At 47.9% G+C, this 21,543-nt stretch carries 20 protein-coding genes; 2 read left to right on the top strand and 18 right to left on the bottom strand.

Annotation, left to right across the window (positions count from 1 at the left end; all coding sequences use genetic code 11):
* Window positions 1-25: 25 nt before the first annotated feature.
* The 11 genes from HDCHBGLK_RS14810 to HDCHBGLK_RS14760 all read right to left on the bottom strand — a co-directional run bounded on the left by HDCHBGLK_RS14810 (window position 26) and on the right by HDCHBGLK_RS14760 (window position 12,466).
* Complete coding sequence (locus tag HDCHBGLK_RS14810) at window positions 26-1,696, bottom strand: formate--tetrahydrofolate ligase (protein WP_004606154.1); 1,671 nt, start codon at window positions 1,694-1,696, stop codon at window positions 26-28.
* 27 nt (window positions 1,697-1,723) lie between these two features.
* The gene (locus tag HDCHBGLK_RS14805) at window positions 1,724-4,114 is read right to left on the bottom strand and encodes an FtsK/SpoIIIE family DNA translocase (RefSeq protein ID WP_004606155.1); all 2,391 of its coding nucleotides are present in this window, start codon (window positions 4,112-4,114) and stop codon (window positions 1,724-1,726) included.
* Window positions 4,115-4,177: 63 nt separating this feature from the next.
* Window positions 4,178-4,876, bottom strand: a complete 699-nt coding sequence (locus HDCHBGLK_RS14800) for a ClpP family protease (protein ID WP_009248552.1) — start codon at window positions 4,874-4,876, stop codon at window positions 4,178-4,180.
* 51 nt (window positions 4,877-4,927) lie between these two features.
* A complete protein-coding gene (locus HDCHBGLK_RS14795; RefSeq protein WP_004606157.1) occupies window positions 4,928-6,208 on the bottom strand; it encodes an O-acetylhomoserine aminocarboxypropyltransferase/cysteine synthase family protein in 1,281 nt (426 codons plus the stop codon).
* A 19-nt stretch (window positions 6,209-6,227) separates the two neighbouring features.
* Window positions 6,228-6,989, bottom strand: a complete 762-nt coding sequence (locus tag HDCHBGLK_RS14790) for a CFI-box-CTERM domain-containing protein (protein WP_004606158.1) — start codon at window positions 6,987-6,989, stop codon at window positions 6,228-6,230.
* Window positions 6,990-7,019: 30 nt separating this feature from the next.
* Window positions 7,020-7,751: a YebC/PmpR family DNA-binding transcriptional regulator gene (locus HDCHBGLK_RS14785; RefSeq protein ID WP_004606159.1), complete on the bottom strand. Its 732-nt coding sequence runs from the start codon at window positions 7,749-7,751 to the stop codon at window positions 7,020-7,022.
* A gap of 60 nt (window positions 7,752-7,811) precedes the next feature.
* The gene (locus HDCHBGLK_RS14780) at window positions 7,812-8,606 is read right to left on the bottom strand and encodes a hemolysin family protein (protein ID WP_004606160.1); all 795 of its coding nucleotides are present in this window, start codon (window positions 8,604-8,606) and stop codon (window positions 7,812-7,814) included.
* Window positions 8,607-8,630: 24 nt separating this feature from the next.
* Entirely contained in the window at window positions 8,631-8,978 is a 348-nt protein-coding gene (locus tag HDCHBGLK_RS14775) for a type II toxin-antitoxin system PemK/MazF family toxin (RefSeq protein WP_004606161.1), read from the bottom strand.
* 85 nt (window positions 8,979-9,063) lie between these two features.
* Entirely contained in the window at window positions 9,064-10,230 is a 1,167-nt protein-coding gene (gene alr / locus HDCHBGLK_RS14770; protein ID WP_004606162.1) for an alanine racemase, read from the bottom strand.
* Window positions 10,214-11,731, bottom strand: coding sequence for a bifunctional ADP-dependent NAD(P)H-hydrate dehydratase/NAD(P)H-hydrate epimerase (locus tag HDCHBGLK_RS14765; protein ID WP_004606163.1), 1,518 nt, complete (start codon window positions 11,729-11,731; stop codon window positions 10,214-10,216). Before HDCHBGLK_RS14765 ends, alr begins: the two co-directional genes overlap by 17 nt.
* 90 nt (window positions 11,732-11,821) lie before the next feature.
* The gene (locus HDCHBGLK_RS14760; protein ID WP_004606164.1) at window positions 11,822-12,466 is read right to left on the bottom strand and encodes a redox-sensing transcriptional repressor Rex; all 645 of its coding nucleotides are present in this window, start codon (window positions 12,464-12,466) and stop codon (window positions 11,822-11,824) included.
* A 127-nt stretch (window positions 12,467-12,593) separates the two neighbouring features.
* On the opposite strand from HDCHBGLK_RS14760, the gene abc-f reads away from it, so the two are divergent.
* Window positions 12,594-14,510, top strand: coding sequence for a ribosomal protection-like ABC-F family protein (gene abc-f, locus HDCHBGLK_RS14755; RefSeq protein ID WP_039909536.1), 1,917 nt, complete (start codon window positions 12,594-12,596; stop codon window positions 14,508-14,510).
* A 17-nt stretch (window positions 14,511-14,527) separates the two neighbouring features.
* Here abc-f and HDCHBGLK_RS14750 read toward each other — a convergent pair whose 3' ends face one another.
* From HDCHBGLK_RS14750 to HDCHBGLK_RS19040, 3 genes are read right to left on the bottom strand one after another with little or no spacing between them, the layout of a single operon-like run.
* Window positions 14,528-15,226, bottom strand: a complete 699-nt coding sequence (locus HDCHBGLK_RS14750; protein WP_004606166.1) for an alpha/beta fold hydrolase — start codon at window positions 15,224-15,226, stop codon at window positions 14,528-14,530.
* Window positions 15,223-15,951: a flavodoxin family protein gene (locus HDCHBGLK_RS14745; RefSeq protein WP_039909537.1), complete on the bottom strand. Its 729-nt coding sequence runs from the start codon at window positions 15,949-15,951 to the stop codon at window positions 15,223-15,225. The genes HDCHBGLK_RS14750 and HDCHBGLK_RS14745 overlap by 4 nt, the downstream gene beginning before the upstream one ends.
* A 27-nt stretch (window positions 15,952-15,978) precedes the next feature.
* Window positions 15,979-16,155, bottom strand: a complete 177-nt coding sequence (locus tag HDCHBGLK_RS19040; protein WP_004606168.1) for a DUF6472 family protein — start codon at window positions 16,153-16,155, stop codon at window positions 15,979-15,981.
* A gap of 157 nt (window positions 16,156-16,312) precedes the next feature.
* Here HDCHBGLK_RS19040 and HDCHBGLK_RS14740 point away from each other — a divergent pair, with 157 nt between their 5' ends.
* On the top strand, window positions 16,313-16,516 hold the full coding sequence (locus HDCHBGLK_RS14740; protein ID WP_004606170.1) for a helix-turn-helix transcriptional regulator: 204 nt from the start codon (window positions 16,313-16,315) through the stop codon (window positions 16,514-16,516).
* A 117-nt stretch (window positions 16,517-16,633) separates the two neighbouring features.
* Here the strand turns inward: HDCHBGLK_RS14740 and HDCHBGLK_RS14735 are convergent, their stop codons facing one another.
* The 4 genes from HDCHBGLK_RS14735 to HDCHBGLK_RS14720 all read right to left on the bottom strand — a co-directional run bounded on the left by HDCHBGLK_RS14735 (window position 16,634) and on the right by HDCHBGLK_RS14720 (window position 21,487).
* Window positions 16,634-17,830 (bottom strand): NADP-dependent isocitrate dehydrogenase, encoded by a 1,197-nt coding sequence (locus HDCHBGLK_RS14735; RefSeq protein ID WP_004606171.1) that lies wholly within the window; start codon window positions 17,828-17,830, stop codon window positions 16,634-16,636.
* A 22-nt stretch (window positions 17,831-17,852) separates the two neighbouring features.
* A complete protein-coding gene (locus HDCHBGLK_RS14730; protein ID WP_004606172.1) occupies window positions 17,853-18,506 on the bottom strand; it encodes a GntR family transcriptional regulator in 654 nt (217 codons plus the stop codon).
* Window positions 18,507-18,522: 16 nt separating this feature from the next.
* Window positions 18,523-19,908, bottom strand: a complete 1,386-nt coding sequence (locus HDCHBGLK_RS14725) for a beta/alpha barrel domain-containing protein (RefSeq protein WP_004606173.1) — start codon at window positions 19,906-19,908, stop codon at window positions 18,523-18,525.
* Between the two features lie 259 nt (window positions 19,909-20,167).
* Window positions 20,168-21,487 carry a hypothetical protein gene (locus HDCHBGLK_RS14720; RefSeq protein ID WP_004606174.1) on the bottom strand — a complete coding sequence of 440 codons (1,320 nt, stop codon included), beginning with the start codon at window positions 21,485-21,487 and terminating at the stop codon, window positions 20,168-20,170.
* Between the last annotated feature and the right edge of the window lie 56 nt (window positions 21,488-21,543).

Here is a 21,543-nt window from a genome sequence, read left to right as displayed (position 1 = left end):
CGTTATCATTTCTTTTATAATCCCCTTAAAACAATCCTACAATATTACCTTCTTCTGATACATCAATCCCATTTGCAGCAGGTACTTTCGGAAGTCCCGGCATTGTCATGACGGCACCGGTAAGCGCAACTACGAATCCCGCACCCGCGCTGACGTATACTTCACGAATATGAATATCGAAATCCGTAGGACGTCCCAGCTTTTTCGCATCGTCTGATAATGAGTATTGATTCTTTGCCATGCAGACCGGCAAATTTCCAAATCCCATGGATGCGATCTTGGCCAGCTGCTTTTTCGCTGCCGGCTCATAGATGACTCCCCTTGCTCCATAGATTTCCTTGGATATAGTCTCTATCTTTTCTTCCAATGATAACTCATCTTCATATAATGTATGGAAATGGCTTTCTTTATTCTCTAAAGTATCTAATACTTTGTTGGCAAGAGCGATTCCGCCTTCGCCGCCCTTTTCCCACACTTCAGAAAGTGCGAATTCGCAGCCTTTCTCCTGACAGAATTGGCGGATGAATTCATTCTCCGCTTTTGTATCTGTGACAAACGAATTCAATGTCACAACTACAGGGATATCGTATTTCTGGATATTCTCAATATGCTTTTCCAGATTCACAATGCCTTTCTTAAGCGCTTCCAGGTTCTCTTCGGACAGATCCGCTTTTGCAACTCCACCATTATACTTCAAAGCGCGCACAGTTGCAACCAAAACTACCGCATCCGGCTTTAAGCCTGCCTTTCTGCACTTGATATCAAAGAATTTCTCCGCGCCTAAGTCTGCGCCGAATCCGGCTTCCGTAACCGTGATATCGCTTAATTTAAGCGCCATCTTCGTTGCCCTTACGCTATTGCATCCATGGGCAATATTGGCAAATGGCCCGCCATGTACCAATGCCGGAGTGTGCTCCAGGGTCTGAATCAGGTTCGGCTTGATGGCGTCTTTCAGAAGCGCCGTCATAGCTCCCGTTGCCTTAAGATCCTCCGCTGTCACTGGATCTCCATTAAAGTTATAGGCTACGATAATTCTGCCAAGCCGTCTTCTAAGGTCATGGATATCATCCGCCAGGCAAAGGATTGCCATAATCTCGGATGCAACCGTAATGACAAAGTGATCTTCTCTTACCATTCCGTCCATCTTGCTTCCAAGTCCGACTACGATATTACGCAGATTGCGGTCATTCATATCAAGACAGCGTTTCCATACTACCTGGCGGGGATCGATCTGCAGTTTATTCCCCTGCTGGATATGATTATCAAGCAAGGCTGCCAGCAGGTTATTGGCAGAAGTAATTGCATGGAAGTCTCCGGTAAAATGCAGATTCAAATCTTCCATAGGAACAACCTGGGCATATCCGCCGCCGGCAGCCCCTCCCTTTATGCCAAAGCATGGACCTAATGATGGCTCCCGAAGCGCAATGATTGCCTTCTTGTCCAACTTTGCCAGCGCCTGTCCCAGTCCAACGGTAGTGGTAGTCTTCCCTTCTCCCGCCGGAGTCGGGTTGATTGCCGTTACCAGGACCAGTTTGCCATTTGGCTTGTCCTTGACTTTCTCCCATACATCATCGGAAAGCTTTGCCTTATACTTTCCATAAAATTCTAATTCTTCCTCTTCAATACCAACTGTTGCGGCCACATCCTTGATATGGGCCATCTGTGCTTCCTGTGCTATCTGGATATCTGTTTTCATCGGCTACCAATCCTTTCTTTTGTTTTTTTAGACGTTTTCCTCCACATATCGTTCAAACTCTTCCGGGGACATCAATACCTTTCTTGGCTTGGTTCCCTCCTCCGGGCCTACAACGCCTGCCTCGAACAACTGGTCCATAATCCGAGCCGCGCGGTTAAAGCCTATTTTAAACGTACGTTGCAGCATCCCGATGGATGCCTTGTCCTTGTCTATAATGAGGCGGCCCGCATCTACAAAATGCACGTCGCGGTCATCACCTTCCGCTCCAAGTCCCCCGGACATTCCTGCCGCAGAACTTGTATTGACGTGGTTTACTATTTCCTCATCGTATGTAACATCCCCGTTGTGATTCTTGAGGTACTCTACCACGCTTTGCACTTCCTTGTCCGTAACAAAGGAGCCCTGTACTCTGGCCGGCTTCTGATATCCGGACGGATAGAACAGCATGTCTCCTTTTCCCAACAGTTTCTCGGCACCGTTCATGTCGATAATGGTTCTGGAGTCTACGCCGGAGGATACGGAAAAAGCGATCCTTGACGGCATATTCGCCTTGATAAGTCCTGTAATGACATTGACCGATGGCCTTTGTGTTGCCACCACCAGATGAATTCCCGCCGCTCTCGCCAGCTGTGCCAGACGGCAGATGGCCTCCTCCACTTCCCCGGGAGCCACCATCATAAGGTCGGCAAGCTCATCTACGATAATCACGATCTGCGGCATCCGCTCCAGCGCCTTTCCTTCCACCGGCGGCATAGATGCCACTTTTTCATTGTATCCCTTCATGTCTCTTACGTTATATTCTGCAAAAGCCTGATAGCGGCGGGTCATCTCCGCCACGCCCCAGTTCAGCGCTCCTGCCGCTTTCTTGGGGTCTGTCACCACCGGAATCATAAGATGCGGGATGCCGTTATATACGCTTAACTCCACCACCTTCGGATCGATCATGATCAGTTTGACTTCCTCCGGGGTTGCCTTATACAGAATACTCATAATTAGCGTATTGATGCAGACAGATTTGCCTGAGCCGGTCGCACCCGCGATCAGAAGATGAGGCATCTTGGCGATGTCCGCCACGACCACCTTGCCTCCGATATCCTTACCTGCGGCAAATGATATCTTGGACACGCTGTTCTTAAACACTTTGGATTCCAGCAGATCCCGGAGCATCACCGCCGAGTTCTCCTTATTCGGCACCTCGATTCCCACGGCTGCTTTCCCGGGGATCGGGGCTTCGATCCGGATATCCGCGGCCGCAAGATTCAACTTGATGTCATCTGCAAGCCCCACGATTTTGCTCACCTTCACGCCCATCTCAGGCTGAAGTTCGTAACGGGTGACCGACGGCCCGCAGCTGACATTGGTAACGGTCACGCTAACGCCAAAATTCTGCAGCGTCTGCTGCAGCTTCATCGCCGTCTCCCGCAGGCGGGCATCCGATTCTCCGCTTTGCTTGCTGCCCCGCTTTAGCAGGGATATAGGCGGGTACTGATAGGCTTTCTTTGGCTTCGTAGCACTTGCGGCTACACTGGCAGCCACATCCGCCACCTGGCTTGCCACATCTGCAGAGGCCATCTTGCCCCTTTTCTTCGGGACCGGCGTCTCATCAAAAGGCGCCGCTTCCATCACCGGATCTGCCTCCGGCTCCGAAACTGCGGATGGCATGTCGCCCCGGTTGATTACGAATCCTGGCTCCTTCGCAGCGTACGTGTCCGGTTCCTGCATCATGTCCTCTTCCATCGGGTCAATGGTCAATTCCTTTACATTCGGCGACTTCTTCGCTATCGTGGTGTCAAAAGAGACGCCCTCCACATGCTTCTCGCTTCGCTTTCCAGACCTGGATTGCTTCGGCTGCGCTTCCTTAAGCTTCCTCCGCTCTTGCGCCTGCTCGCGCCTGCGCTCGGCATCCTTCCTGGCTTTGTCGTATGCCTTGCCTCCCTGAGCCTTTACCCCCTTTAGGGCCGACTTCCCGGTAATGACCACAAGGCAGATGATCATCAGGATAACGTCTACCACATATGTACCGGCAATGCCGATGGCAGGTGCCAGGGCATCCACAAGGATATTTCCCAGCATCCCGCCTTTCTCATCCACCAGCTGCAGAAAAGTGCAGACCAGAGCCATCAAGATCAGGCATGTCGCCACTTTCATATATGCATGAAGGTTGCCTTTGTTCGAAATGACAAAAGCAACCGCTCCAAACAGGATAAATGGCATTACAAATGCTATCCATCCAAATATCCTGAATAAGAAATCTGAAATCGCTTCCCCTACAAAACCGCCGATTCCAAAATTACTGATCAGCATTAGAATGCTGACTGCAAGCGTGACCCAGATTATGATCTCGTCCCTGACAAAACTCTGCTGCGTGTTCTTCTTTGTCTGCTTTATACTCTTGCGTTTCTTGGACTTAGCAGCCATTATACTTCCCCCTTATTACTGGCAATACTGTTTATAGTATATCATTTTTAAAAAGGGCTGTCATTACATATTTTCATACTTTTTCTGTCTGCTTTGGTCGATCATTTCGTGCAATTTATTCAATGCCTCGCTCATGCCGCCCACTTCATCTATCAGCCCTTCTTTGACAGCTTCCTCTCCCTCCAGAAGCGTCCCTACGTCTTTCACCAGTTCCGTAGGATTGAGCATCAGTTCTTCGATTCTCTCCTGGGTCATGTGGGAGTGCTGGGAAAGGAACCTTGTGATCCGATCCTGGGTCCTGATCATATTGCGAAGGCTCTGCTCCACTCCAATGAACATGCCGTTGGAGCGGACCGGATGGATGATCATAGTACCGCTTGGGACAATAAAGGAATACTTTGCGGAGACGGCTAATGGGCCTCCGATAGAGTGACTGCCTCCAAGTACCAGGGACACTGTGGGCTTGCTCAAAGATGCGATCATCTCCGCAATTGACAGTCCTGCCTCCACATCCCCTCCCATGGTGTTCAGAAGAATCAGGACTCCTTCAATCTCTTCACTGTCTTCTACTTCCGCCAGCATAGGAAGAAGGTGCTCGTACTTCGTGGCCTTCGTGTTTCCGGCTACCGCCTCATGGCCCTCTATCTCCCCTATGATCGTCAGCAGCTTGATTCTGTGCCTGTCCTTATTTTCATTCAGATTAATGCTGCCCACTTCCTTAATCTGTTCCGTTTTTTTCTCTTCGCGTTCTGACTCTGCCATTAAAAAATACCTCCATACATTTTTCATTTAGTATGAAGGTATTTGCAATTTTTATACCTGCTCCAGTGCCTGCGAAAGGTCAGCGATGATATCCTCAATATTCTCGATTCCCACGCTGAATCGAATCAGATCAGGCTGAACGCCTGCTTCTTTTAACTCCTGGTCGTTCATCTGGCGATGCGTATGGCTTGCCGGATGAAGCACGCAGCTTCTGGCATCTGCAACATGTGTTACGATGGCGATCATCTTCAGGCTGTCCATCATCCGTACAGCCGCGTCACGTCCGCCCTTCAGGCCGAATGTAATCACCCCGCAGGTTCCGTTCGGCATATATTTTTTCGCCAGGTCATAGTACTTGTCTCCCGGAAGGGATGGGCTTGATACCCAGGCCACCTTTTCATGCCCCTCTAGATACTTGGCCGCATTCAAGGCATTCTCGCAATGCCTCTGCACTCTCAGATGCAGCGTCTCAAGGCCGATATTCAGAAGAAACGCATTCTGCGGCGCCTGGATGGAGCCCAAGTCCCGCATCAGCTGGGAGGTTGCCTTTGTAATGTATGCGCCTTTGCCAAACTTCTTCGTATACACAATTCCATGATATGTCTCGTCCGGCGTGGTAAGTCCCGGGAATTTATCCGCATATGCGTCCCAGTCAAAGTTGCCGCTGTCTACGATCGCTCCGCCGACGCAGGATGCATGGCCATCCATGTACTTGGTGGTAGAGTGGGTTACGATATCCGCTCCCCATTCGAACGGCCGGCAGTTGATCGGCGTTGCAAATGTATTGTCTACGATAAACGGAACCCCATGGGAATGGGCTGCTTTTGCAAACTTTTCAAAATCCAGCACGACCAATGCCGGATTTGCAATGGTCTCTCCGAATACCGCCTTGGTATTCTCTCGAAACGCGTTGTCCAGTTCTTCTTCCGTGCAGTCTGGATCCACAAAGGTAGCGTCAATGCCCATCTTCTTAATCGTATGGGCATAGAGATTATATGTACCGCCATAAAGGGCAGAAGCGCACACGATATGATCGCCAGCCTCCACGATATTCATGATGGCATAGAAGCTTGCCGCCTGTCCGGATGAAGTCAGCATGGCAGCGACTCCGCCTTCCAGATCGCAGATCTTTGCCGCTACCGCGTCATTGGTAGGATTCTGGAGCCGCGTATAGAAATACCCACTCTCCTCCAAGTCAAACAATCTTCCCATCTGGTCGCTGGAATCGTATTTGAATGTCGTACTCTGGTAAATAGGCAGCACCCTCGGCTCGCCGTTTCCCGGCTGGTAGCCGGACTGGATGCATTTTGTCTCAATCTTATAATCGCTCATTTATTTCCTCCTGTGAATTTCAAGATAGATATTTGGTCTGCAGATGGCGCACCATGTCCATATACAGTTTTTTACATTCTTCATTCTTTCCGGATTCGGCAAAATGGATGCATGGAGTCAGATAATCCCTGTAAATCCCTTCATAGATCCTGGAAGAATCATTCTGCATGCCGATCGCAAGTACGATACGCGGAGCGATCTCATAATATTCTTCTACGATACGCTTTCCTTCTTCGGTCTGCATCAGGTAACTGTCACGGTAGTGCCTGAGAATCATCAGTTCATAGCAGTCATCCGGCTTGTTCTGGCTTTCGCACACCGCAGTCGTGATATAGCAGAAGCCTTTCCGGAACCCTCCGGCGATATCCTCAAAAGAAGATCTTCCTAGTTTCATGGATGTAATCTGCTTCTTATTCCACAGTTCCACCATCCGGTCAGCGATTCTTTCGCACTCCGGGTCCCGGGAATAGGTAAGCAGCGGAATTATATACACGGCCATAGCCATATTATAATCCACGGAAAACATCTCTTTCTTCCTTTTCGGGACTTCCTGCATCTTCAGATAGGCATATTCTGGTATCACTGACGCCAGTTCCGCTATCAGCCCTTCCTTGTCCTCCTCTTTGGCCTCCTCGCACATCCTGGCAATAGAGGCGAATAGTTCCTTATGCCCTTCATAAAGGCTTTCAAAAAGGGAGTGGTAGGATTTCTTCTTAAAGTATTTGATATTGCCCAGCATCTCATCAAATAAAGATTCCAGCGCCTTCTTCGTATCTTCCATCTGTCTTCCTCCGTTGCCCGTCAAAGCGGATTATTCATCCCAGTTGTGGTATACATCCTGGACGTCGTCGTCATCATCCAGCATGTCCAGAGTCTTCTGGATGCTTGCGATATCCTTCTCATCCGTAAGTTCCACATAAGTCTGGGGAATCATAGTTACTTCTGCCGCCGCCATAGGAATGCCAGCCTCCTCCATTGCAAGACGCACTGCGCTGAAGTCTTCCGGATCAGTTAGAATCTCGTAACTGTCTTCTTCCTCCACGAAGTCCTCTGCTCCGGCATCCAGAGCCAGCATCATAAGCTCGTCGGAATCGCCTTCGTACTCTTCTTTATCTACTACGATCTGTCCCTTCTTGTCGAACATGAAGGATACGCAGCCGGGCGTTCCAACATTTCCGTTGCCTTTTGTGAACGCATTCTTTACATTGGAGGCCGTACGGTTCTTATTGTCTGTCAAAGCCTCCACGATGATCGCCGTACCGTTTGGCCCATAGCCTTCATATGTAATATGCTCGTAATTTGCCGCATTGGCATCGCTGTCGGCTTTCTTAATATTTCTTTCAATCGTATCATTCGGCATGTTATTGGCTTTCGCCTTCGCGATTACGTCACGCAGCCTGCTGTTATTAGCCGGATCGGCGCTTCCGCCTTCCTTGACCGCTACCGCAAGTTCCTTTCCAAGCTTCGTAAATATCTTCCCTTTTGCCGCGTCGTTCTTCTCTTTCTTATGCTTGATATTGGCAAATTTTGAATGTCCTGACATAGTTCATACCTCACTTTATATCTTATCATTTCGTTGTATATTCGCACTTTTCCTATTTTATCACTCTTCGCTGCGTTTTTCAATCTTAACTCTCTGGATTGTGTTATTATCAACAAAAAGGACTGTAAAGCGATATCCTTCGTATTCGACCACGCATTGCTCATCTTCCCCGGGAATTCGGTCCAGCTGGTCTATCAGGAATCCGTTCAGAGTCTCATACTCTTCCTTTTCAAATTTTACGAAAATCACGTCTTCCAAGTCTTCCAGATCCATCATGCCGTTTGCGGTATAGCTGCCGTCGGCATTTTTTGTAATCAGCACTTCCTCCTCGTCATGCTCATCCAGGATATTTCCAACGATTTCTTCCAGGATATCTTCCATGGCCACGAGTCCTGAAGTCTGTCCATACTCATCCAGGACGATGACGATATGGTTTTTCTCCGCCTGCATCTCTTTAAACAGGGTGTCAATGCTCTTCGTCTCCGGAATAAATGTAACCGGCCTTATGTAATCCTTCAGATCCTTCACAGGTACCGGCCTTAATCGTTCATCCAGATAGCAGGTCATCGCCTCCCTGAGATGTATGATTCCTACAATCTCGTCAATGTCTTCTCCGTATATTGGGAATCTGGAGTAACTCTCCTCCAGCATGAACTTCAGCGCCACTTCCAGTGGCTCATTGCCATCCACCGCAACAATGTTCTTGCGGTGGGTCATAATATCTTTCGCGTCCTTATCCATATATCGGAATATATTGCGAATCAGACCGGCTGCCTCCTTAACCGTGTCTTCGTCCATCTCTTCTTCCACCTGGAATATTCGCTTCATCCGGTGAAATAAACCGCCCTCTTCCATAACTTGCTAATTCAAACTCCTTTTCTATGTATGAAGCTCAAAACTGATCTTTAAAGCCTCATCTACTTTGTTCATTATTTCTTTATCCAAATGACATACTAAATCCTTCAGCCGCTGCTTGTCAATGGTTCTTACCTGTTCAAGCAGAATGACTGAATTCTTGACAATCTGATATTTCTTTGCATCAATCTCCACATGCGTCGGCAGTTTTGCCTTATTCATCCTTGAAGTAATGGCGGCACAGATGACCGTCGGGCTGTGTCTGTTGCCCACATCATTCTGTATGATCAGAACCGGCCTTATGCCGCCTTGCTCAGACCCGACAACCGGGCTTAGATCTGCATAAAATATATCTCCGCGTCTTACTTGCACTCTATTCACACTCCGATTTTTCTAAGATAAAATTAGTATTTCCATCTTTTTCGGATGTATTCCATAGAGTTTGCAAATCAGGCAATTAAGCAAACCAATCCATCTGTTCCACAACCTCGCCGTGACGGATGAACTCTCTTGGGATTCTCTTTCCAAGGTCGCAGACGAACTCATAGTTAAACCGTCCGGACAGATCGCTTAAGGTTTCCACCGGAAGCTTCTCGTTCCCGTCGCAGCCTACTAACGTAACCTTGTCAGCGTACTTTACGTCGTCAATCTCCGTCGCATCTACCATGAACTGATCCATGCATACCCGGCCAAGGATGGGAGCCTTCTTTCCATGGATCAGGACATAGCCTTTGTTGGAGAGGCTTCTCGGGTATCCATCCCCATAGCCTACCGGTATGGTCGCGATCTTGGTAGGACGCTTGGTAATAAAGGTTCCGCCGTAACTTACAGGGGTCCCCTCCTTCACCCACTTGACATGGGCCACATGGCTGATCAGTTCCATCGCAGGCTTCAGCGGCACATTTTCTTTCTTTACTTCGCTGGAAGGATAAAGCCCGTATGTAGAGATACCGGCTCTTACCAGATCCAGATTCGCCTCTTTGACGTCTATGATCCCCGCGCTGTTGGAACAGTGATAGAACTTGAACGTCACCCTCCTTTCATCCAGGGCTTTCTTCATCCACAGATAGCCGTCCATCTGGGAATGGGTAAACGTCTTATCCGTCTCATCTGCCTTGGCAAAATGCGTATACATGCCTTCCATAATCAGGTTGGGCATCCTGCTGATGGACTCGATCTTATCGACGCTCTCATCCTCAATCAGGAATCCCAGCCGGGACATGCCTGTGTCCAGCTTGATATGGATATATGCCTGTTTTCCCATGCTTCCTGCCAGTTCAGAGACCTCTTTTGCCATCTCTTCGGTATAGACGGTCATCCGGATCTCATTTTCGATCATAGCCTTTCTCTGATCCGGGAAAATGCATCCAAGAACTAAGATCGGCTTCTTGATTCCGCCTTTTCGCAAAACGACTGCCTCATCTGGCGTAGCAACCGCATAGCCCCACAAATATTCCTTGCCCTCCAGCATCCTTGCGATCTGCAGTGCGCCATGGCCATATCCATCCGTCTTGATGACGGAAATCATCTGCACTCCTTCTTTGATGTTCTTCTTCATCATCTCCATATTATATTCTATTGCATCCAAGTCCACCCTTGCACAGATTCTAGTATAATTGTTCATAATTTTTTTCCTCCTGTTCCTTAAATGCTTCACTTAAATATTCTATTAAATCTCCCGCCATCACGCTGTAGCTGCCCTTTTCCCGACGGGCCAGATCCCCTGCCCGGCCGTGCAGGTAGGTCCCCAGGATCCCTGCCTCCTGGCAGTCCATCCCCTGGGCCATAAGCCCGGCCACGATGCCAGCCAGCACATCTCCTGCGCCTGCCTTCGCCATGGAAGCGTTGCCGGAGCGGTTGATATAGGCGCGTTCCCCGGGGGATGCCACCACGGTGCTGGAGTCCTTTAAAACGCAGGTTATATGGTGCTTTTCTGTAAACTCCTTTAGGATCTCCATCCTGCGGCTTTTCAGTTCTAAAACGCTGATGCCCGTAAGCCGGGACATCTCCTTCATATGAGGCGTGATAATCAAATGATCATGGGGAATCCGGTCCATATATTTCCTGTGCTCCGCGATCAGATTCAGGCCGTCCGCGTCGATCAGGCATGGGACGCTTAGATTTTCCAGCGCCGTCTTCAGTATTTTCTTAGACTTTTCACTGGTTCCCATCCCTGAGCCGATACATACCGTATCTGCCCATTTCAGCAGGCGGATAAGTTCTCCCTCGTCAAAAAAGTCGTAGGTCTTAACAATCGCCTCCGGAAGAAGCTCCTGCAGGATGATTCGGTTATCTTCGGGCGTATAGATCTGTACCAGCCCTGCCCCTGCCTTATAAGCCGCCTTTGCATTCAGGTAGGCAGCCCCTGACATGCCCTTGCTCCCGGCTATGATCAGCAGTCTGCCATACATTCCTTTGTTAGAATCTTCCATTCTTCTAGGCAGCAGTTTCCGGAATTCCTCCGGTTCATAAGTATAAGCCACGCCTATATCGGCTACGGTCTTATCCGTATCTATTCCGATATCTGCCACGATGACCTTGCCGGCGTATCCTTTTCCCGGATACAGGCCAAGTCCCACCTTTTCCATCTGGAATGTCACAGTAATATCCGCCTGAAATGCCACTCCCAATATGCATCCTTCATCCGCAGAAACGCCGGATGGGATATCCACAGCGAATTTAATGGCATTCGCCTCGTTCATCTGGCGGATAACCTTGAGATAGCGTCCAATGATTTCCCTGCCAAGCCCGACTCCGAAAATAGCATCTATTATGATACTATATTCGCCAGGCTTATACTCGTTGCAGATATCGGCGCCTGTTTCTTTTAATAGCCGCATCTGGCTCCTGGTCTCTTCCGTGCGGTGGGATTCATTTCCCACAAAGCAGACGGTTACGGGGTATCCCTTCTGGTTCAGAAGACGCGCGATGGCGAATCCGTCGCCGCCATTATTTCCCGAGCCGCATACGATGCAGGGCCTGCTTAGATCCAACCTTTGCGCTTCCATTACTTCCACGCATTTTAAGGCTGCTCGTTCCATCAGTTCCATTGATGGAACTCCCAGTTCCTGCATGGTATACTGATCTGCCATCTTCATCTGCCGGCTGCTGGCCAGATATCTCATTCCATCACCTCCATCAATAATTGAACATATAAAAGAACGTGTAAAGACCAGCCTGTCTGCACATGCCTGTCATTACACGTTTTCGTCTTGCTATTTCTTATGTTCTTCGTTATATCTGCTGATATTGTAGGATAACTGCATAAGACTTTCTGATAAGTGGACGTTTTCCACAATGACATACTCCGGCAGATTCAGGTCTGTGTGCGCAAAGTTCCAGATTGCACGCACGCCATTCTCCACCAGCATGTTCGCCACTTCAATCGCTTTATCCTTTGGAATCGTCAGCACGGCAATCTCTACGTCATTGTCCTGTACGAAAGTCTTCAGCCCGTCCATCATACGGATCGGCACGCCTCTGATGGATACGCCTTCCAGTCTCGGATTCACATCGAAGATTCCTTTCAATATGAATCCACGCTTTTCAAATGCCGCGTAGTTGGCCAATGCCTGTCCCAGATTACCCGCTCCGATAATGATAATATTATGGTCTTCTTCCAATCCCAGAATCTTGCCTATCTCTGTATATAAATACTTTACGTTGTAGCCATAGCCCTGTTGTCCGAATCCACCAAAGTTGTTAAGATCTTGACGAATCTGAGATGCAGTAACTTTCATCCGCTTGCTTAAATCATTCGAGGAGATACGCTCCACACCATTTTCGAGTAATTCGCCTAAATATCTGTAGTATCTTGGCAGCCTGCGAATCACCGCCTGAGAAATCCCTCTATCTTCCACTCATATTCACCTTCCCATTTTGTTCTAAGAATCATTATATAGAATTGTGGTTGCAAAGTCAAACTTTTAGTTGTATTTTGTCCTATTTTCGATATAATGGAAACGGATGCGTATGAAGGAGGATATTATGATATTAGCATGTCACGGGATCAATAAATCCTTCGGCGAAGAGGTAATCGTGGCCGATGGATCTTTTCATATAGAGGATAATGAGAAGGCTGCCCTGGTCGGTCCAAACGGCGCCGGGAAGTCCACTCTCTTAAAAATAATCGTAGGGGAACTGCCGTCTGACGGCGGGGATGTCATCCTTACCAAAGGCAAAAGCCTGGGCTATCTGGCCCAGCATCAGGAGATGATGAGCGGCAACAGCATATACGAAGAAGTCCGGCTTGCAAAGGCAGATATCATTGCAATGGAAAAGCAGATCCGCACTATAGAACTGGAACTGAAGCATCTAAGCGGCGACGCCCTGGATTCCCGCCTTGAGACGTATAACCGTCTTATGGCGGCTTTCGAGCGCGCGAACGGTTATGCCTATGAAAGCGAGATCACCGGAGTTCTCAAAGGACTCGGCTTTATGGAAAGCGACTTTAAGAAGCCAGTGGATACCTTGTCCGGAGGGCAGAAAACCCGGGTTTCTTTAGGCAAGCTCCTGCTGACCCGTCCCGATATCCTGTTATTGGACGAGCCAACCAACCACCTGGATCTGAATTCCATCGCATGGCTTGAGACCTATCTGCTGAACTACCCGGGCGCCGTACTGATCGTGTCCCACGACCGGTATTTCCTGAACCGGGTCGTAACCAAGGTTCTGGAGATTGAGCAGGGAAAACTGATGACCTATCTGGGCAATTACAGCGAATATGCCCAGAAAAAAGAGCAGATCCGGGATGCGCAGCTAAAGGAATACCTGAACCAGCAGCAGGCAATCAAGCACCAGGAAGCCGTCATTGAGAAACTCCGCTCTTTCAACCGGGAGAAATCCATCCGGCGGGCAGAAAGCCGGGAAAAAATGCTGGAAAAAATGAAGCCGGTAGAAAAGCCGGTGGAGGCAAGCACGGAAATCCACCTGACGCTGGAGCCATCCTGTACCAGCGGCAATGACGTACTAAACGTCGAGCACTTAAGCAAGTCCTTTCCTTCCCAGCCCTTGTTCTCGGATGTAAGTTTCGAGATCAAGCGCGGAGAGCACGTTGCCATTATCGGAGATAACGGTACCGGCAAGACAACCTTGCTTAAGATACTGAATCAGGTCCTTGCGGCCGACAGCGGCACATTTACCCTGGGCACCAATGTAAATGTGGGATATTATGACCAGGAGCACCATGTACTCCATATGGAAAAGAGCATATTCGATGAAATATCCGACGACTACCCTACGTTGACCAACACGGAGATACGCAATGTCCTGGCTGCATTTCTATTCACCGGAGACGACGTATTCAAACGTATCGGCGATCTGAGCGGCGGGGAAAGGGGCAGGGTCTCCCTTGCGAAGCTGATGCTCTCGGAGGCCAACTTCCTGATCCTGGATGAGCCTACCAACCATCTGGACATCGTTTCCAAGGAAATTCTGGAACGGGCATTGAATGATTATACCGGAACGGTGCTGTACGTGTCCCATGACCGGTATTTTATCAATCAGACTGCCACCAGAATCTTGGATCTTGTCAACCGGACCTTTGTCAATTACATCGGCAATTATGATTATTATCTGGAAAAAAAGGACGAATTGACAGCCGCCTACGCTGGCGATCCTGACGCGGATGCCGCTGCGGCCAAAGAAACTGTATCCGAAGCCAAATTAAGCTGGCAGGAGCAAAAAGAAGCCCAGGCAAAGGAACGCAAGCGCCAGAATGAATTGAAAAAGACAGAGGAGCGCATCACGCTGCTGGAAGAGCGGGACGGCGAGATCGACTCCCTGATGATGCAAGAAGAGATCTTCACCAATTCCGTCAAATGCCAGGAACTGGCCTCAGAAAAGGCCAGGATCGCTGGGGAATTGGAGGAACTCTACCAGAAATGGGAAGAACTTGCGGAATAAAGCAGAATACGGTTTGCTCAAACAATAGAATCACAATTTCTTAGAAAGCGGCTGACTGCCCGGTTGAACTCTTCCGGGTTCTTAGCCGCTATAAAATGATCTCCTTTTATTCTTACAAGCCTGGCATTTGGCAGGCTTTCACAAATCAGCAAAGAGTGGCTGTCCTTAATCATATCATTTTCCCCTACGATCACCAGGGTTCTGGCTTTCACTTCTTTTAACTGCCGTGGACTTAGATCAGGCTGGGTCGTCATAAGCCCCAGCATCTCGGCCTTCTGCCTGGATCTATGATGAAACCTGCCAAAAAAGGATGTGATCTTATACCCCAGGACGATCGGAATCTGCACGCTTGGCTTTACGCCCGCAGGGCAGAGATTGGCTCCATTAAGAATCAGGCTCTCCACTTTTCCCGGATACCTGAGCGCAAAAGCGAGCGCGATATTGCCGCCGTCGCTGAATCCCAAGAGATGCGCCTTTTCCATCCCCTGTTCTTCCATAAATCCGTTCAAATCTTCTGCAAACTGCCTGATTGTAAAAGGCTTCTCTCCTCGCGGCGATTTTCCGTGGCCTCTGGTATCAATTGCAATGACTCTGTAATCTTTTGAAAAATATTCCATCTGATGCTTAAAATAAGTCCCGTCTTCTCCATTGCCATGAAGCATTATCAACGGCTCCCCATCCCCTGCCTTTTCATAATAAAGTCTGATATCCATCATTCTTCCACCTGCTGGCCAGTCTTGTTCTTCCATGGCCTTTCCTTGGCAAGCCATCCCTTTTCTTCCCAATACTTCTGGTCAGCCGGATTGTTTCCATCCCGAACCACCTTGCGCATGATATAGAATAAAATCTTTGTCTTAAGCCCCGGCTTTACAGCGGCTGGCTCTCTGTGTATTTTTAGGGCAAGCTTCCGGATATTTTCCGTCACCTGATCCTTTGCCGCCTGTTCCATATGTTCAAAGCCGGAGGTTCCCACCTTGACTCCAAGGGTGTAAATTCTGCCTACGCCCCAATACAGCAGGCTGTCTTTGATATCTTTAAGCGCAGACCTTATGCCGCCTCCGGCAGCCGTAACGATGCAGATAGCCTGCTTGCCAAACATGGATGCTTCCGGGCGGTGAATCATGCACCGGTATCCATAATGATCCAGCAGAGCCTTCATCGCGCCGGATACGTGCATCACATATACCGGAGAAGTAAATATAAGCAGATCCGCCTCGTCGATCATTCTGGTAAACCGCTTCATGTACATAAGATAGTCCAGGCATCTCGTCTCGCTCTTCCGGATGCAGGCAGCGCATCCCCGGCAGAATTCCGGCATGTCTTTGGGAAGGAACAGTTCTGTGAGCTGGTCCCCTTCCTGCATGATCTCTTCAATCGCCAATTTCCCGACCTGATAAGTAGATCCTTTCCTCATCGTGCCATTAATCATCAGTATATTCATCTTGTCCTCTCCCCTTTTCTTTTGCATTTACATCTGGTGCCTGACAACTGCATACTCGTCCCCATAACTGTAATAGGGACAGTCATGATATGTATTGTTCACAAATTTATAAAGTTCGTCTTCATCCAGATTCATCTGGCATGTGTAGCATTCATAGTCTTCATCATATTCATAATGAGCGCAGGACTCGCAATTACTTTTCATATCCAAGTCTCCTTCCAGGAAAAAAGTATAGCACAATTTTATCTTCCGCTCAACCACCTTGGCAGGAAGTTATGGAAAGCAAACTTGACATTTATGTATTGCATGCTATACTGGAATTATGGAAAGTAAACCTGACATTAGATAAGGAGGGATATTCTTGAAAAACAGGCTGGAAGAAATCCGCAGAGAACACGGGCTTAAACAGGAAGAACTGGCCGATATCCTGGAAGTCTCCAGGCAGACCATCGGCTCCCTGGAAAACGGACGATACAATCCTTCCATCATTCTGGCTTTTAAGATCGCCCGGTATTTCCACAGGAATATTGAAGATATTTTTATCTACGAGGAGGAATCAAAATGAAAGAAATAAAATCCTACTGCTGGCTATAGGCATAATCCTGTACTTCGTCTTTGGCATACTGGATAGCATGCCAACCTTTCCCGCAACGTCCGTCCTCGAAAAAACAAATCAAGCCACTTAAAGTCTCTCCCCGATAGCCTTAATAAACTCCTCGCTATTTAGCACCGTAGGATTCTCAATCGTAGTGATCAAGGCCAGATCCTTCGTCATCTTTCCGGATTCGATGGTATCAATGGTCGCCTTCTCCAGCCTGTCGGCAAATTCCATCAGTTCAGAATTACCGTCTAATTCGCCTCTTTTCCTGAGCGCTCCCGTCCATGCAAAGATGGTAGCCACAGAGTTGGTGGACGTCTCCTCGCCCTTCAAATGCTTATAGTAATGGCGCTGCACGGTTCCATGGGCAGCCTCGTACTCATAATAGCCGTCCGGCGATACCAGTACGGAAGTCATCATGGCAAGAGAGCCGAACGCAGAAGAAACCATGTCGCTCATCACATCCCCGTCATAGTTCTTGCATGCCCAGATATATCCGCCTTCCGACTTCATAACGCGGGCAACCGCATCGTCGATCAGGGTATAGAAATAAACGATGCCTGCCGCTTTGAACTTCTCATCATATTCCGCATCATAGATTTCCTGGAAAATGTCCTTGAACGTATGGTCATACTTCTTGGAGATTGTGTCTTTTGTCGCAAACCACAGATCCTGCTTCGTATCCAGGGCATAGTTAAAGCAGCTTCTTGCAAAACTTGCAATGGACTGGCTCACGTTATGCATTCCCTGCACGATTCCCTCGCCCGTAAAATTATGTACCAGTTCCTTCGTCTGAGTGCCATCCTCGGCCGTATAGACCAGTTCTACCTTTCCGGCCCCCGGGATCTTCATCTCAGAGCCTTTGTATACATCGCCGTATGCGTGTCTGGCAATGGTGATCGGCTTCTTCCAGTTTTTCACGCACGGCTCGATTCCCTTTACCACGATTGGCGCGCGGAATACGGTTCCATCCAGGATCGCGCGGATGGTGCCGTTGGGGCTTTTCCACATTTCTTTCAAATCATACTCTGTCATGCGTGCCGCATTGGGAGTAATGGTCGCGCATTTTACCGCGACCTTGTATTTTTTCGTCGCATTGGCGGCATCCACCGTAACCTGGTCGTTGGTCTCATTCCTGTGCTCCAGTCCCAAGTCATAATATTCCGTATTCAGTTCGATAAAAGGCTCCAGAAGATTCTCTTTTATCATCTTCCAGAGGATCCTGGTCATCTCGTCGCCGTCCATCTCGACAATTGGTGTTGTCATCTTAATCTTTGCCATCTTGCATGCTCTCCTTCTATTGTTAGTTTTCCATATGAAGATTTTCCATTACCTTCATGATGTGCTGATTTGCCAGCCACTCTGCCTTATCGGGATCCTTATCCTTGATCGCCTTTAAGATGTCCCTGTGCTCTTCTATGGAGCGCTCGGCCCTGTCTTTGGCTCCTACGGACATCATCCTTGCCATCTGGACATATTTATGGAAATCGGATAATACGTGTTCCAGTATACGACTATTAGAGGCTTCGTACAAGACTTTATGGAACTTTCCATCCAGTTCCGACACCTGTTCGGCCTGCTCGGCACTCTTTTTGCGCAGGTGGAATTCTGACAGAAGAATGATCTCTTCCAGTTCTTCGATCTGCCTGCCTGTGATGTGTTCCGTCGCCCATCTGGCACAAAGCCCTTCCAAAAGAGAACGGATCTTGTAGATGTCATGCACATCCTGAGGGGTAATTCCCGTGACATAGGCTCCCTTGTTCGGCACAATCGTCACCAGTCCTTCCAGTTCCAACTGCCGCAGTGCCTCTCTGACCGGAGTTCTGCTTACACCCAGTTCTTCCCCAATACTTACTTCCCGCAGTTCGTCATGCTCTTTGTAGACGCCTGTCAAGATATCCTCCCTGATTTTTTGAAATACTCTTCCACGCAATGAGTGGTCATGATACTCTTCCATTCCTACATCTCCCCAATTAGATTACGCCTACTTCCTGGCATGTCTCATGAATGACCTTCAGCAGTTCCTCATCCGTCAGCGATGTCACGCGGCCGTTCTCGTACTCTGCATCAACCCACTCTTTGACCTTCTTCACCAGTTTGGAATTCTTGTCCACAGCCTTTTCTTCCGACAGTTTGAAGTAAGTATTGATCCAGTGGGCAATTCCCGCAAGCCCGGAAGTATTAGACACAGCCACCAGCGGAGGCCGGTTCAGGAACTTATCTGTATCAAATATATTATATATTTCCTCATTTTTCAATAGACCGTCCGCATGGATTCCTGCTTTTGTCACATTAAAGTTCTTTCCTACAAACGGTGTCTGGGCGGGAACTTTATATCCGATCTCTTTTTCGTAGTATTCTGCCAGTTCCGTAATCACCCGCGTATCCATGCCGTCCAGGGTTCCTCTTATCTGCGCATATTCAAATACCATGGCCTCAAGAGGCGTGTTCCCTGTCCGCTCTCCAATGCCGAACAAGGAGCAATTGATTCCGGATGCTCCATACAGCCATGCTGTCGTAGAATTGCTCACTGCTTTATAAAAGTCATTGTGTCCGTGGAACTCGATCAATTCACTGGGAACTCCTGCATGTATCCTCAGTCCATAGATGATTCCCGGGATAGACCTTGGAATCACCGCTCCCGGATAATTCACACCATAGCCCATCGTATCGCAGACACGGATCTTCACGGGAATCTTATACTCATTCATCAGATTCATCAATTCCAGGCAGAACGGAATTACGAAACCATAGATATCTGCCCTGGTGATGTCTTCCAGATGGCATCTCGGGCTGATCCCCGTCTCCAGGCATTCCCTGACGACAGACAGGTAATGGTTCATGGCCTCCAGCCTGGTCATCTTCATCTTGAAGAAGATGTGGTAATCCGAACAGCTGACCAGGATGCCCGTTTCCTTAAGCCCAATGTCTTTTACCAATTGAAAGTCCTTCTTGCTGGCTCTGATCCAACTGGTAATCTCAGGAAAATCATAGCCTTTTTCCATACATTTATAGACGGCATCGCGGTCCTTTTTACTATACAGGAAGAACTCGCACTGGCGGATCTTCCCATTCGGGCCTCCAAGACGGTGGAGATAATCGTAGATCTCCACGATCTGCTTCGTGCTGTAAGGCGCTCTGGACTGCTGTCCGTCACGGAAAGTCGTATCTGTGATCCAGATCTCGTCCGGCATGCTGTGAGGCACTATACGGTCATTGAACGCAATCTTGGGGATCTCGTCATAGCGGAAAAGGTTGCGGAAGATGTTGGGCTTTTCAATATCCACCAAGGGGTACATATGCTCTTCTAATTGCAGCAGGTTCGAATGTTTATCCAGATACACTTTCCTATCTTCCATTTTCTTTCTCTCTCCTTTATAGGCATTATGTTATAGTAAAGCATTAAACTCAATATGTATAATTGTATACAATTATACACTTTTTGTCAATATCTGGATGAAAAAATACAGGGATTTCTAATCCGTTGTTGCTAAAATATGATCCTGCTTATTTGCCATAATGGGCAGTGTGATTCCAGCGAATCACACTGCCCATTATAACTTTCCCGAAAAAGAGGCCCTTTTTTTAACTAGATTATGTCGTCACAAAAAATATCTTCTACAGGTCAAGATGCAACTCATAAACTTTCGTTGGACGCCCTTTCGTGTTGGTTGTCCGTGCATAAGCAATTCTGGCAACACCACCTTTCTCCATATTATGGAGAATCCGGTTGGCGTTGCGTATGGTTCCTCCCAAACGACTGGCCAGTTCCTGCGTTGTAATTGTATCTGATTCATTCATCTTCATGCATGCAATCACCTTCCTGACAGTAATAGTGGAAAGGCTGCATTTTTTTGCGATAGCACCCACCTCTTGAATATAATGTTTCTCCATGATCGTCGGATTATCGGAGCAGAGAGATCCGATCAAATCCCCTTTTTCGTTCATGATAAAACTACCTCCGGCAAATATTGCTTCTTTGCTGGCAGAGAGCGCATTTTTAATAGCCATATCAAGATTGATTCCAATACCGTATCCGACAGCAACTTTGAAGCCAAGTTTTGCTTCCAGATAGATGCTGAGTTTGCATTTTCTGCATCTCCCCGTAAGATGATCCATCATCTGTACGGTGGTTATGGCAGAACAGTGATCCTTGCTTTTATAGGAAGTACATTCCATCAAGTTTTTCCTGAGAAATTCCTTAATATAGCGATCGATCAGACTTAGATTATCTGAGTTGCACAGTTCAGAATCATAAGGAACTGCATTGATGACAACCGGAAGATTTGCATGCATATGCTCCAATTCTACTTTACAAAGAAGTTCTTCAATCAGTCCTTCCAGTCGGATATCTGACGGATAGGGATAAAAGTAAGCAATTCCATGTTCCTCCAATGCAGGTATAATATTACTGTATTGACAGATTACCAGGTCGATGGCATCCTGGTTCCACAGATGAATGGCCTTCTGGATGGTCTGCTCTTCGATTGCCTGAATCTGTGCGCTGTCAAGTGAATTAATCCATCTTTCAATAAGAGGAGAAATCGGACGAATTCCAAGTTCTTTTAGAAATGCATCCGCAGTAATCTCATTTCCAATTGGAATTAAAAAATCAAGAACAACTCGTTTCAGATCCTGATTCCGATTCTCAAGCAGCAAATCCAAAATGCTTTTGTAAAGTCCTGCAAGATCAATATCCAGAGAAACCATGGGTCGCATAATCTCGTGCTCCACTGCCTTTATTGCATACATAGCGATTTTACCACTTATAAGAAAGGCATCAGCATCAGCGGCATAAGTATCATATACCTCTGGAATATTGGTGAAATTATCATAAGTTACCAATTTAATTTCACAGTCTGCCTTAATGCGGGAAAGGATTTCCCGAATGGGATTATGCAGGAAATGGCTGGTAATTACTATTATTCTAGTCTTCATTATATCACCCCTTGTCTATCTTAACCTAAAGTATTCTGAAAATCAATTCTCTTCTT

Origin of the sequence: [Clostridium] scindens ATCC 35704 (genome assembly GCF_004295125.1) — a bacterium.
In the GTDB taxonomy this organism is placed as follows: Bacteria; Bacillota; Clostridia; order Lachnospirales; family Lachnospiraceae; genus Clostridium_AP; species Clostridium_AP scindens.
Note: the sequence above shows the minus strand (reverse complement) of the source record. Positions and strands in the feature narration are given on the sequence as shown.